At 41.4% G+C, this 13726-nt stretch carries 14 protein-coding genes and 1 tRNA gene; 7 read left to right on the top strand and 8 right to left on the bottom strand.

All coding sequences use genetic code 11. The annotated features are described in order from the left end of the window. Positions 1-3: 3 nt before the first annotated feature. The 4 genes from NT178_18590 (at position 4) to NT178_18575 (ending at position 5645) form a co-directional block, all read left to right on the top strand. Complete coding sequence (locus NT178_18590; GenBank protein ID MCX5814527.1) at positions 4-2358, top strand: FHA domain-containing protein; 2355 nt, start codon at positions 4-6, stop codon at positions 2356-2358. Beyond that, positions 2355-3038 (top strand): ABC transporter ATP-binding protein, encoded by a 684-nt coding sequence (locus tag NT178_18585; protein ID MCX5814526.1) that lies wholly within the window; start codon positions 2355-2357, stop codon positions 3036-3038. Before NT178_18590 ends, NT178_18585 begins: the two co-directional genes overlap by 4 nt. Before the next feature lie 3 nt (positions 3039-3041). After that, a complete protein-coding gene (locus tag NT178_18580; protein ID MCX5814525.1) occupies positions 3042-4232 on the top strand; it encodes an ABC transporter permease in 1191 nt (396 codons plus the stop codon). A 93-nt stretch (positions 4233-4325) separates the two neighbouring features. Further along, positions 4326-5645, top strand: coding sequence for a pilus assembly protein N-terminal domain-containing protein (locus tag NT178_18575; GenBank protein MCX5814524.1), 1320 nt, complete (start codon positions 4326-4328; stop codon positions 5643-5645). Between the two features lie 80 nt (positions 5646-5725). Here NT178_18575 and NT178_18570 read toward each other — a convergent pair whose 3' ends face one another. Next, positions 5726-6361: a LuxR C-terminal-related transcriptional regulator gene (locus NT178_18570; GenBank protein MCX5814523.1), complete on the bottom strand. Its 636-nt coding sequence runs from the start codon at positions 6359-6361 to the stop codon at positions 5726-5728. 110 nt (positions 6362-6471) lie between these two features. Between NT178_18570 and NT178_18565 the strand changes: the two genes are divergently transcribed. Further along, positions 6472-7494: a serine/threonine-protein kinase gene (locus tag NT178_18565; GenBank protein MCX5814522.1), complete on the top strand. Its 1023-nt coding sequence runs from the start codon at positions 6472-6474 to the stop codon at positions 7492-7494. Between the two features lie 8 nt (positions 7495-7502). On the opposite strand, the gene NT178_18560 is transcribed toward NT178_18565, so the two are convergent. The 3 genes from NT178_18560 to NT178_18550 form a co-directional block, all read right to left on the bottom strand. Further along, the gene (locus NT178_18560) at positions 7503-8294 is read right to left on the bottom strand and encodes a protein phosphatase 2C domain-containing protein (protein MCX5814521.1); all 792 of its coding nucleotides are present in this window, start codon (positions 8292-8294) and stop codon (positions 7503-7505) included. A gap of 69 nt (positions 8295-8363) precedes the next feature. After that, a complete protein-coding gene (locus NT178_18555; protein MCX5814520.1) occupies positions 8364-8699 on the bottom strand; it encodes a hypothetical protein in 336 nt (111 codons plus the stop codon). Beyond that, positions 8696-9031: a hypothetical protein gene (locus tag NT178_18550; protein ID MCX5814519.1), complete on the bottom strand. Its 336-nt coding sequence runs from the start codon at positions 9029-9031 to the stop codon at positions 8696-8698. The genes NT178_18555 and NT178_18550 overlap by 4 nt, the downstream gene beginning before the upstream one ends. A gap of 241 nt (positions 9032-9272) precedes the next feature. Between NT178_18550 and NT178_18545 the strand changes: the two genes are divergently transcribed. Continuing rightward, positions 9273-9839: a thioredoxin domain-containing protein gene (locus NT178_18545; GenBank protein ID MCX5814518.1), complete on the top strand. Its 567-nt coding sequence runs from the start codon at positions 9273-9275 to the stop codon at positions 9837-9839. 51 nt (positions 9840-9890) lie between these two features. Further along, positions 9891-10325, top strand: a complete 435-nt coding sequence (locus NT178_18540) for a CoA-binding protein (GenBank protein MCX5814517.1) — start codon at positions 9891-9893, stop codon at positions 10323-10325. Here the strand turns inward: NT178_18540 and NT178_18535 are convergent. From NT178_18535 to NT178_18520, 4 genes are all read right to left on the bottom strand, one after another. Next, positions 10304-10380: transfer RNA gene (locus NT178_18535), tRNA-Arg, on the bottom strand. The two genes, NT178_18540 and NT178_18535, sit on opposite strands and share 22 nt — an antisense overlap. Before the next feature lie 68 nt (positions 10381-10448). Next, complete coding sequence (locus NT178_18530) at positions 10449-11576, bottom strand: tyrosine-type recombinase/integrase (GenBank protein MCX5814516.1); 1128 nt, start codon at positions 11574-11576, stop codon at positions 10449-10451. A gap of 64 nt (positions 11577-11640) precedes the next feature. Further along, positions 11641-12078, bottom strand: coding sequence for a helix-turn-helix domain-containing protein (locus NT178_18525; protein MCX5814515.1), 438 nt, complete (start codon positions 12076-12078; stop codon positions 11641-11643). A gap of 971 nt (positions 12079-13049) precedes the next feature. After that, positions 13050-13726 (bottom strand): hypothetical protein (locus NT178_18520; GenBank protein ID MCX5814514.1); only part of this gene is annotated, 677 nt, incomplete at its 5' end.

Below are 13726 nucleotides of genomic sequence, written 5' to 3'. Positions count from 1 at the left end.
GTCATGATAACCATAAAAGTGATTGATTCAAGAGGCGACAAGAAGGAATATGATTTTATGAGTACAGAGGTTATCTCGGTTGGACGAGATCCGGGCTGTACCATTAGAGTTGACGAATCGGAATCAACCGTTTCCCGCATACAAATACAAATAGAATATTCCAACGGTGTCTATACGCTCAAAAACGTGGGGAAAAATCCTGTCAAGGTAAACGGCAGCGAGGTAATAAATATCAGGCTGAACGATCTGGATGAAATAACCGTGGGCAATGTAAAGATCGCAGTTGCCATTTCTCAGGAGGTGGGGGAACAGACTGAAGGAATTTCCATGAAAACAACAGAAGCTGCGGAGTCTGAGGAGACGATTCTTGGAGGTTTTAAACAACACGAGGAAAAAGAGACCATGCCTGGTGGTTTTAAGCAGCACGAGGAAGAAGAGACCATGCTTGGTGGTGTCGGAGTTTATGGGCCCGGGGAAGATATTGTTTTTACTGAACGGAAGGCATATGAACTGCCCTCTATCATCTATGTGAAGATTTATGAGAATGATATTTTTCAAGCGGCATATAAGCTTGAGCAGGGCCTGGAGCTAAAAGTAGGGCGGGCAAAGGGCAATAATATCCTGCTTGATAATAAAGAAATCTCACGGGACCTCTTTATCATAAAGTATCTGCCCGATGGCATTGATGTTAACTATGTAGGCCGTTCCTTTGTTAATTTTGCAGGGCGCGACCTTCCCCCTGGCAATAATTGCACAGAGCAGATCAACCTTGGAGAAGAGATCAGGGTGTCCTCATACAGACTTGTCATTTCCGATAATAATAAGGCCGATGCCGAAGCAATATTATTCGCAAAGCCTGCTGAAATCCAGACAGAACAGCTTACCCCGGAATCTTTTGCGCAGGAGTGGGCAGAATCTGACGGGTCCCGTCAGTATATAGAGATTTCGGAAACATTCTTGCAAAAAGTCATGAAAAAGGCAAAGATTGTCACAATCCTCTCGTTGTTACGGGATAAGAAAAAGCTTGTCACATTTTTATTATCGTTGTGGGAAAAGAAAAGGCTTGCCACGATTGTCTCATCGTTGGCTGTGCTTATCATTATAGTCTCTGTGTTTGTCGGTTACAGATTTATCTTCAGCGTCGGTGGAAAGGCATTTTCGGGAAAATACTCTGTGGCGGAAATAAAAAGGGTAAATTTTTCTGATACATTTGAATCCCCCGGGATTATTAATTTTCTCAATCCTATTCCTATTATGAGCGAAATAGAAGGTGTAGTGGAAGATCTGGGATTTAAAGATGGGGATATGGTCAATAAAGGGCAGCTTTTACTGAAGATCAAAAACAATACAATCCAGCAGCAGATACAACAGGCAAAAATAGAACTCCTCAATGCTGAAACTAATTACAGCAGGGTTATGGAATACGAAAACAGGGAAGAAGGAAAATCCCCTGAGATCATAGAGGCGAAGAGGGCGCTTAATGAGGCTGAAAATAACTTCATCAGAGTAAAAAATAAGAAGGAGAGAGTCAACCGGCTTGTAGGGAAGGGCATTATGGCAAAAAATGAGATCGAGACGGCTGAAGCAGAATACAGGGGCGTGGAAAACCAGGTGAAAGGCCTTCAGGATAAGCTTGACGCCCTGTTAAAAAGCTTACACGCTACAAAACAGGTTGCCCAGTTGAATTTCAAAAAGGCACAGGCTGTATTAAATGAACTTGAAGCCAATTTTGCGAAAAGCGAGATAAAAGCGTCTGTGACCGGAATAGTAACATTTCCTGTAGTTACTTCAGGCGGAAAGAATGTAATAGTCAAAGGCCAGACAGCTCCTTCAAGGATAGTGCTCGCATACCTGGGGGATTTCGATAATGTCGGATTAAAAATAGAGGCGCCTGAAGCCGAGATCAGAAAAATAATAGTCGGGCAACCGGTAAAAATCACTACGGATATTATAAAAGACAGAGAAATTATCGGAATTGTTTCAGAGGTTGCATTGGGGGCCACAATAAAAGAGAACACATCGGTCTTTGAAGTAAAGATTAAGATTCAAGCTGACGAAGAATTAAAGAAGGCGCTCAGGATCGGGGCATCGGCTTCAGCCTCCATTATTATGAACGAAAAACAAAACGTCCTTGCAGTCCCGGCTTCATCTGTTTTTTACTTCGAGAATAAACCCGCAATTTTATACCTCGATGGCAAAAACAATATAAACTTTACTACCATAACAGTAGGTCAGGCAAATAAAGATAATGTAGAAGTAATTGACAGTAAAATACCGGAAGGGACGCGGGTTATTACATCAGATCCGGAAGATATCTTTGAAAGCCAGATAAAGCGCGGCAAGGTGATATTGCATTGATTGAGCTTACAAACATTGCAAAAATATTTAAAAGCCCTGACGGCAGGGAAATAAAGGGGTTAGACAGGATTAACCTCACGATCGGGCAAGGTGAGTTTTTGTCTATTGTAGGTCCTTCCGGTTCGGGAAAATCAACCCTTATGAACATCCTTGGATGTCTGGATAAACCTTCATCAGGTATTTTCCTGCTCAATGGGGTGGAAGTCCAGAAGATGGCCGATAAAGAACTGTCTAAACTCCGGAATAAAGAAATAGGCTTTATCTTCCAGTCCTATAATCTCCTCCCGAAGCTAAACGCTATTGAAAATGTCGAACTTCCTCTCGTATACAGGAAAATCCCTCCAAATACAAGGAGAAAAGAGGCATACGCCGCCCTGTGTCAGGTAGGTCTTAAGGATAGGATATTCTATAAACCAAGTCAGCTTTCGGGAGGTCAACAACAAAGGGTGGCTGTGGCAAGAGCGCTTGTTGCGAGACCTTCAATTATATTTGGCGATGAACTCACCGGAGCCCTTGATCCGAAAAGCTGCGTGGAGATAATGAATATTATCAAAGGGTGGGTAGAATACAAGAACATCACAGTAGTCCTTGTAACTCATGACATGAAGATTGCGAAAATGGCAAAGAGGGTAATCAAGATCAACAACGGTGTAATTATTGAAGATTACATCAACAACTGAATTATGTTTATACTGACCATCAAAGAAGCGTTAAGAAGTCTCACATCCAACAAACTCCAGACGATTCTCGCACTCCTCGGCATTACCATAGGGGTTGCTGCTGTTGTGTGTATGATTTCTGTAGGTGAAAGCGCAAAGGAGAAGGCGCTCGCCGGATTGAAGGCGCTTGGGACAGACATTATTACCGGCTCGGAGCAGCAGGCAGGCAAAGAAAAGGTAAAAGGGCTTCAGGATAAATACATTTTAAAGGCTGAAGATGTACAGAAAATGGTAAATGAAAACAATATTATAACATCGGTAGCGGCGCGGATTGATGGATTTGCCTCTGTCGGCAGAGAGGGTGTATTCAGGGATGTAACCGTGCTTGGCATAACCGGAAGTTTTAATAGTATCAATAAATTAAAAATTAAATTCGGCAGAAAAATAGAAGAGTTCGATATGGAGCAGAATTACTGTGTTTTAGGTTATGAGCTTGCTTCACAGATTTTCGGCAAGGCCGGCCGAGGGGGCATCATCGGCAAAGATGTTTATGTGAAAAGACACAAATTTACTGTAATCGGCGTGTATGAAAAACTTGAGTATAAATTGACGGATAATTTTAACGAAGCCATGTTTATTCCTATTCAAAAAGCGGCGATTGTCTTTGAAACAAAAAAACTGACAAACTTTAAAGCAAAGATCAGGGAAGATTACCCGACAGAAAAAGCAAAGGCAAAATTAATAAGTTATTTTACACGGAGAACCAACCTGAGCATGAATCTCGATACTCAGGAGATGCTTATCAAACAGGCAGAGGAACAGTCCAAAACCGCATCAAAGACGCTTATTGCCACTGCTGCTATTTCGCTCATCGTCGGCGGTATCGGCATCATGAATCTTATGCTCATATCCATTAAAGAGAGGAGAAGAGAGATAGGTATCAGAAGGTCCTGCGGTGCTGACAGGATGGTGATTATGATACAAATACTCTCGGAATCGGTATTCCTCTCGCTCATAGGGGGAACGGCAGGCATTATTATCGGCGTTATATCGTCCCTTGGCATTGCCGTTGTCGCAAACTGGAAAACCATTATTCCTGTAACTTCAATATTTTTAAGCTTTTTCGTCTCAATGGCCATAGGCGTAATTTTTGGCTACATTCCAGCCAGAAATGCTGCAAAAATGGAAATAATTGATGCATTAAGGATGGAGTAACATGATAAAATACTCCATTTGTATTATTGACAAACCATAAGACTTGTTATAGGTTCTTATTGTATATAAATAAAGTAAAAAGGAGTGTTTAAAATGAATAACTTTTTAAAACACAAAGCCATATGTATTTTGCTTATCTCCGCTTTTATTTTAACAGGCTACGGATCAGCATTTGGCATGGGATGGTTTTATAAGTATGTTGCCCCGCTTCAATTGAATGTATCGCCTACTGCATATGAGGTCGGACAGGCCGGCAGCATCAATGCAAGCGGAGGTCAATCGCCCATAACTATTTATACAAATAACCCGCAAATTGTTGCCGTGAGACAAACCGGTTCGAATATGGGGACAGTGATGGCCTTAAATCCCGGGACAGCCAGCATCATAGCACGGGATGGAAGAGGTACCCAATACGGAGTGACTGTTACCGTGAAAACTAAACCGTTGAATACATACATAGATCCTCCAAAAATTACTATAGGACAACAGTCGAAGCTTAGTATAGATGGAGGCATGAAACCTTATAGAATCGCAGGCATTAGCAACGGCAGCATAATATCGTTACAACAAATAGCAGAAAATGCCTTTTATATTATGGGAAGGATGCCCGGCCAAGCCAATATTACCGTCCAGGATAGAAACGGCCAGTCAAAAGTGGCGCAGATTACCGTATCTGTGCCTCCGCTTGTTGCAGTCGTTACCCCGGATAATTTTAAAGTAGGGGAGCGCGCTACGGCAACGTTAAGCGGCGGCATGAAACCGTACTATATTTCTGCATTCAACAGAACTATTGTGGCGCTTCAACAGACCGGCCCTGCCAGCTTTTTTATCATAGGAATAAACCCGGGGACAACGGATGTTGTTTTCAAGGATGCACAGGGACAGCAGGCTGCCGTTAAAGTGACCGTGCAGCCAAAATATCCACCCCTCCAGGCGTCCATAAATCCTTATATGATCCCAATAAGTGGATCGGTTTATGCAACCTTAACCGTTAAAGACGGCATGCCTGGCTATGCGGTTTATGAACAGGGAAGCATCACAAGAATGAACCGTGTATCTTTGAATGAATTTAGAATTTATGGTTTAAGAGCCGGCACCACGAACCTTATGGTAAGAGATGCATCAGGCAAAACCATTTCATTACAATTGACTATAACAGCGCCTCAAGCGCCGCCTTTAAATGTCCAGTGGATGCCGCCAAAGGATGTCTTCTCAATAAACGAAAGATTTAACTGCGCAATCTCGGGAGGTACACCTAATTATTCGGTATACTTCTCTGTTCCTAATATTGTGACAGTGGGTCAAGCTGGACCTAATACATTTCAGTTCCAGGCTGTGAGAAGAGGCATAACCGAAATAAAGATTGTTGACCGCAACGGCATGGGTCAGACAAAAAGGGTAGAAGTGAGGTAGTGCGGTAAATTAACGGGAAGTACTTTTAAGCGCACGGCTTGATGTTTGAGCCGTGCGCTTTCTTTTTTTAAAGCAAATCTTTATTTATTGCCTCTCGGGTCAAATGCCCCCTCGGGGTAATTCATTGCCGTAATCTTTGCGATGAGTTGAGTTCTGCTCTCTACCTGAAGCTTTTCAAAGATATTTCTCAAATGGGTTTTTACGGTAAACTCGCTTATGTGTAAAATTTCCGAGATATCCTTATTATGACGGCCCATGAGCACGTACTCGATGATCTCATATTCCCTGTGTGTGATTTCGAAGTTCTTCTCAAGAAAGTCCCTTTGTAAATTACTCCCTGGAACAACAAAGACGGTATCGGACTCCTCGGGGCTGGCATGGGTTCTCGCTGCGCCGGCAACATCAATCGGGGCCATAAGGAGCGTGTAAGGATGGATAGTAATTACATCTCCCAGCATTACCTCCGACTGCCCTCGCACATTTATGCCATTTATAAAAGTACCGTTTTTGCTTGTATCAATTAAAAAGAGTTTTCCCTCCCTCCATTCAAGACGACAATGGTACCTTGAAGCACGATTGCTTCTTAAGATCACATCGTTGTCTGTATGTCTCCCTATTCTTAAAGTGCCTTGCAGGAGATCATGCTCATCAACAAGGATTCCATTGACATAAACCTTGATGTTAATAGGGGCTGTTCCGGCATGTTTTCCTGTCATGTTACCTCTTCCTGAATATTATAGAAATTAATAAAATATTGCAATAAGAAGAATGTCTCGTTGACTATGTGGTATGTTTTTTCTATAATGTTGATTAAGGCGGGTTAAATATGGAAATTTCAGATGAACTAAGAATAAAGCTCACGCGTCTCATCGCTGAAGGGGGAATGGGCTCCATACACGAATGCGTAATCTATGGAGTTGAGGGTTTTGAAAAACTCGCCTGTGTGAAACTTATCAAGAAAGCATTTTTCCAGAATGCGGAGTTCGTGAAACGCTTCATTGCAGAGGCAAAGCTCGTAGCTGACCTTGTACATCAAAATATCGTACAGGTTTACAAGCTCGGCTCCTTCGGTAATCAGTATTTTATTTTAATGGAGTATGTCAACGGTGTTGACCTCCATGACTTTATTCAAAAGCATAAGGCGGAGAATGCAAAATTCCCTGTTGATCTGGGTGTCTTTATTGTATCGCGTATCTGCCGGGGCCTTGAATATGCGCATAACAAGAAAGATAAATACAATCGTCTATTGGGGATAGTACACAGGGATATATCCCCGAAGAATATTATGATAAGCGCAGAGGGCGAGGTCCGAATTACCGATTTTGGCGTGGCTCTTACAGGAAGCGTGGATGAAAAAGATGGTCAGTATCTTGTGGGTAAGGCAGCCTATATGTCGCCGGAGCAGGTAATGATGAAACCGGTTGATAAGAGGTCTGATATATTCAGTCTCGGAATCCTTATGTATGAGCTTCTTACAGACCAGAGACTCTTCGGAGGCGCAGGCAGTTCAGAAAAGGTTATGAAGGATGTTGTTTCAAAAGAGATTCCGTTACCAGGCGCCCTCAACCCGGATATTCCTGAATCGTTAGAAAAGATCATCCTTAAAGCCCTGGAGCGTGATGTGGAGAAGCGTTATCAGGATGCCGGGGAACTTGGCAGGGACCTTGAATATTTTATATACCATAAGGGGTATGGGCCAACCATACAGACAATTGCAACCTATCTTAATAAGATATTCCCCGACATGTATGAGGTAAAAAACACAGAGGATTCACAGGAAACAATTGTAATTTCTAAAGATCAGATTAAGGAAAGGCAAGAATCGGACGAGACGATTATACTTAAATGATACAACATTCAGGCGCGCCCCGGAATTTTAGAGAAAATTCTTTTTAATATATCTTTTTTGCCGAACTCAATAATAATTATTGATACATTGTCCAATGCGCCCCTTTGAAGCACTTCCCCAAGAAGTGTACTGCATTTATCTTTTACTTTACCCTGTCCGGCCAGTATTCCCTTGATAACATCCACGTCCAGCATTTTTGTAAGACCGTCCGAAGAAAGAAGGTAGATATCTCTGTCATTCATATCAAACATGCCGATGAAAGGTTCGATACTCGCAGATGAACCAACGGCTTTTGTGATGATATTGCTGAGTTTGTGGTTTTTTGCCTCTTCCTCGCTTATCTTTCCCTCTTCGATAAGGCCTTGAACCACGCTGTCGTCTTTTGTCAACTTTTCCATAACACCTGAACGAAGCCTGTATATACTGCTATCGCCTACATGTGCAATATAAATTTTACTATCCCTCATAAGTGTCATACTGACTGTGGCCCCGATGGTTATTTTTTCCTGTAAGCTTTGTGAGCGCTTGAATATCTCTGTGTTAGCGGTTTGTACTGCAGATTTAAGCAAAGAAAAAATAAATTCATCCTTTTTCAGATCTTTTGAGTTGGATGATGAAATTTCTTTTTCTATAAAAGTATTTATTGTGCTTGCCGTGGTATTGCTGGCATAGTTCCCTAAGGAATGTCCGCCCATTCCGTCGGCTACTATGAAGAGAGATAATTTTTTATTGATAAGGACGCAATCTTCATTCCGTTTTCTTTTCTTTCCTACGTCTGTTAAACCGTATGCCTCAATCATGTCTCTATTTTACCTAAAAATATAAGAAAGTCAAACCTAATGTGGCGCATTATGTATTCATATAAATGTTTACGGGGCAAGTTGGACCTGGACCCCGAAACGTTCTCCAAGCGCCTTTGATAAGCCCCTGGCAGCATTTTCATCTTCGAACTCTACCATAAGTTCGCCGCTGTCCCCCACTACCAGACGGCCATATTTATTTACTACCTCGGCAACATCTGTCGGTTCAACCGTCCACCACCCCCGCGTCCTTCTGAGCAGTTCTTCCCCTTTCAACGGTTGCGGCGTTATGAGATCAATAATCCTGAACCAGGCGCTCCATCCGATCTGTGCCGGTTCACGGAGCACAGGCGATACCGGATCATGGTAAATACGGCAGCGACCAAAGAGACGCAGACGGATCATTTTAGCACCTCCTTTATGAGACTGTCGATATTTCCATCAACAGGAAGTATTTCAGGAGGGACTCCTATTCTGTTCAGTTTAAGGAAGTGGGCAAGGCAATGCAGGTAGATTTTTGAGACTTGTTCTTTTTCCGAAGTGATGCCCCGTTTTGACGATAACATCCATACTTTTTCAAACAATTTCAATGCTGCCTCGCGCCAGCGGCGAAGCCTGTCGTCAAAAGGAGATATGTTTAAACGATGCAAAAAATCTGCCTGTGCTGTCTCCGTATGTCCGAATACCTGCCGCAGGTATCTGATTTGTGGGTCAGCGCCAAAATTATCTCTTTCCAAGTTTTTACCTCCATATACTTTTAACTCGTAACTCTTTTATAAGTAACTGCCATGTGATCAGTTATATACTGTGAGCTATTTGTGCGTTATTAATCGTAACAAGGCAGCTCAAGTGTGTCAATATGTTTAGATGCTGTGAACCGGCAACATCATCATTTCCCTTTACTTCAAGGCCGATTTTCGATAATATTTTTTCATGGAAAATGTGTTATTGTCTGTCCGAAAAATATGGACAAACCTTATGCTGTCAACGATATTCATAGGGTCTATTTTTATTTACAGCGCTTGTGTTGCTGCACCGCCGGATCAGCAGGCAACAGGCCTCATGACTTCATTCGGAACCGGTAAAATCAAGGTCAGATTGTATTCCGATTATTTTTGCGGACCTTGCAGGGCCACGGAACCCAGAATAGAACCCATCATAAAAAGGCTGGTTCAAGATAACACAATCAACCTTACATTTATCGATGCACCTTTTCACAAATATTCCTCGTTGTATGCGAGACATTTTCTCTTCATATTGAAAGAGAAAAAGGATTTCATTCATGCATTATCCGTAAGGGCATTACTCTTTGATATGGCAAAAGAAAACCTGACTGAAACAGAAAAAATAGAAGAATATCTTAAAAACAAGGGGGTCAAGATCAAGCCCTTTGATGTCAAGCCTCTTTTTAGTGTTTTTGAGGGTTACCTGAGAGAAGACAATATCGATTCCACCCCCACCTGTGTCATTGAACATAATGGCAAGAAGGAAATATTCAAAGGCGGGGATAATATCCTGAAATCCCTTGAAGGTCTTAAGCTTTAAAGGCAAGACAAAGGGGGTTGCAGGAACGCAGGAAGAAAAAGGGAGGCTGTTATGAATGCTGAAGATGCAAAGAAAAAGGAGCTGTTGTCTTCATCAAAGGTGATAGCCATAGTCGGACTTTCACCGAAAGAAGATAAGCCGAGCAATACTGTGGCAAAATATCTCAGGGATGCCGGGTATAGAGTAATTCCGGTTAACCCCGGATATGACGAAATATTGGGTGAGAAGTGTTACCAGGCCCTTTCGGATATTCCTGAAAAGGTTGATATAGTGGATATCTTCATGCGGGCTGATAGTGTCATGCCTGTTGTAGAAGAAGCGGTTGCAATAAAATCGGGGTGTATATGGCTTCAACTGGGAATAGCCAATGAAGAGGCAAAAAAGACTGCCGAAAACCACGGTGTTACATTTTTCATGGATGTCTGCATAAAAAAGGAACATGAACGGCTGTTCACTGTTTTTATTGGCGCGCCCGACAGGATTTGAACCTGTGGCCTTCGGCTCCGGAGGCCGACGCTCTATCCAACTGAGCTACGGGCGCAACGGTTTCCAAGAGTATACACTAAAACTGTGATAAAAATGTGATAAAAGTGTAAAACATTCTGTTTTTTAGTCATTATTTGCGATCACCATTTTGAGTTTACCGGTCATTTTTTCTATTGTCCCAACGCTGGCACGCAAACTTTCCGAGTCATGATGCGTATATCTTTTCGTCGATTGCAGGTCTTCGTGGCCCATGTAACGGGCGATCGTATAGATATCCACACCGTTTTGGGCTAGCCAGGTACCGAAGGTGTGTCTCAGATCATGAAACACAAAATCCTCGATTCCGGCCTTCTGGCAAACGATAGCGAAAGCCCTCTGCAGATTACGCGCTGAAATCCTTTTGCCGTTTTTTGTTGTAAATACAAGGCTATTCTGAGGTTGAGATATGCTTATTATCTTTTTATCCATCCTGCGCCGAAAAATCTCCAACACTGTTTCAGAAATGATTGGTATTGTCCTGGAAACCTTGGTTTTAGAGTTCTCTTTTATTACGATAAGCTTTTTCCCTTCAAGATCAACATGTGCGTGACGCAGTTTCAGGATTTCACCCTGTCTCATGCCCATATACAAGGCAACGACAATGATCTCCCAGAGCTGTCCATGGAGATAACGCTCTGCCGCCTTCAGGAGATTCTTTTCTTCATCATTGATTAGATAACGCTCTCTCTCGTTGTTTTCCTTGAATTTCATTTGTTCGCCAACATATTCCACTGAACACGGGTTAACCTTAGCCATCTGCCATTTTTTCGACACCGCGAGCTTGAAGGCCCTGGCCAACATGGAAAACTCGCGGTTTACCGTTGCCGGTTTTGTCAGTGTTTTCCGGCATGATAATTCTTTAAGCCTGCTATGCATATACTTGTTAACCAGCTTCGGGTCAATCTCGGTAAGCAGCATACCTCCGAAGAAAAACTGAAGATGTTGCAGGATCTGCCTATACCGTCTCTGCATGCTGTTTGACTGTTGAGGTGCGTACTCGTCCATAAACTTTTCCATCATCTCGTCGAAGGTGTATTCAATTTTTACTTCTACACCAAGCTGCTCTTCCTTGAAAATTTTTAATTTAACATCAGACAAAACAAGAGCCGCTCTGTCTTCGTCCTCAGTACCGGTTGATCGATGGTATTGTTTACCTTTATAGGTGAACGACATCCACCACTTTTTACTCCCAGGTTTGCTATAAAGTCCCATTTGTTTTCTATCCTCCTTTCCGGACCTTATAGAGCTCGATACATGAATTGTAACAAATTGCGCATCAATTCTCCACATACTTTCGGCGCGATTGCTCAACAATTTTGTCAATCTTTATAGATTTTATCGAGCTATTCTTGGTCTTGGTCCGTAATGTTTTTGTTGTTATTTTTCGCTTTATCTTTTCTCCACTACCTCCTGGTCTGACAGTGTTCTCTCTTATCCAATCCCATATAACTGACTCGGGAAACCTCAGTGCGCCTGAAATTTTTACAAAGGGTATCTTTTTTTTGTGGACAAGTTGGTATATGCTTTTTGGAACGAAATGAATTAAGAACGAGACCTCTTCGACGGTGAGCAGGCGGTCAGCATTCCTTACATTGCACTGCTCGCATATATTGGGTACATTCTGTTTTAATATGCAGGCATCTTGTTCAGAGGCGTCTATGCCACCCTTTATGTCAGAAATTAGTTGTGGGGTATTATTCTTTTCACTGTCCATAATTTGTATATTACTTCCACAGTAATGCTTTACCGCACCTTTCGCAGAAAGTTGAAAAAAGGCTATCGTATAGATTGAAAAGGTTCTGTTGTTGGGGCACGATCTTTCATGGTCTTGGTGACAAGAATTGCCTCAGAGACAATAACATCACAATAGGGTTCTTGGAGAAACCTCACAAATCTCCCAATAGATTTTGAAGGGCATAAGGCAAGCAAGGGTTCTGTTGAAACAGTCATAAAAATTTAGACGCAAAAGATAAAATAAATTCTGATAATCAATATCATCAAGCATCATCTGTCATGATAATTCTAATTAAAATCTGACTTTATTGACTTAATAGAATTTAGTAAGATAATAGAAAACATTGATTTTGAATAGTGAGATAGAAAAGCACTATTCAATAGAAAATAAAATTGTAGGAACTTTATGATCTTCTAATTCTTATCCCTATTCTGGTCGGTGAAGATGGAGGCTGAGTTTAAGTGGTTGCCATGAAAGAACTACATCCTGCCATCTGAGCGGACAGGACGACCCACTGAATGTTGTCGTCATGTAGACCAGCAGCCCGTATCAGGGTAATCGGTTCTGATTAAGTGTAAGAGGCTATTATAGGTGAAGGTGATATAACGGGTCTCTATACTAAGGAATACGGCTTCGATGTGTGATATACCTTGTTTACAGTATCCAAAAGGGGTATTTAAGGCAAAAAATCTTATCTTCGAGTCTTTTTAGTAATGTATAAGTGCGGCAAAAGCTGTTAAAGAAGACATCCGAGTAGTACAAAAGGATCAAGGTTCTACTCTCGCACATAAAAGATAATCTGCTACCCTAGAAAAAGTTTTGCGCTGGATCTCGAACAATCTTAATCTCTAAGACTTGAGCAATTGGGCTTATTACCGATTCACGGTATTTAGCAGATTTGGAGAGCTGAGTAAATCGAGCGGATACTGTAATATGAACTGACATGCAATCTACGGAATTCGGATTTTATCCAATATTCTTTTTTTATTCATGCTCGACTCGATCGTTTTTATCATAGATTCAGCGCTATCAGAAATTGCATCCTTTACTATCGAGCTCCAATGTTTTCCGATATTGAAAGTTGATATCTTTTCTAGTACTGATTGAATGATATTTTCCTCATTAAATTCGATAAATTGTTTTGGATAGCAGAGGAGATATTCTGTTTGAATGGCAATTCTGTTTATTTTCATTATTTTTTCTTTTTCAGAATCATTTAGTAAGTCAAAGTGTTTATTCCTATAGCCATGTGTCTCTTGAGCAAGTTGATTGAAAAGATCTTTGTTCATTATGTCCATTGCGAACTGATTCTTATGTTTCTCTTTCCATATGTCATAAAAATTGGGAATTCTTAGTATTTGATTTAATTTATCTACTGCGGTTCCATTTCCTTCAATTGTCAACGCAAAATCAGCAATTATTTTTCTACATAAATCTTCTGACGTATTCATTATGCTGAATTCTGAATCTGTAAATTCGGGATTATTCAGATCTTTAAAAAGCTCCTCAACATGCTCTCTATATACTCTCCAAATAGCTTCCTTAAACAAAAAATACTTGTCTATGTAGATATATCTTTTCAAGGTTTCTGTGTCTGGTTGAATTGGTTCGTACTTGATCTTTTCTC

The sequence above is a fragment of the Pseudomonadota bacterium genome, from assembly GCA_026388255.1.
Taxonomy (GTDB): Bacteria; Desulfobacterota; Syntrophorhabdia; order Syntrophorhabdales; family Syntrophorhabdaceae; genus JAPLKB01.
The sequence above is the reverse complement of the archived record's forward strand: the minus strand, read 5'-3'. Positions and strand labels throughout refer to the sequence as shown.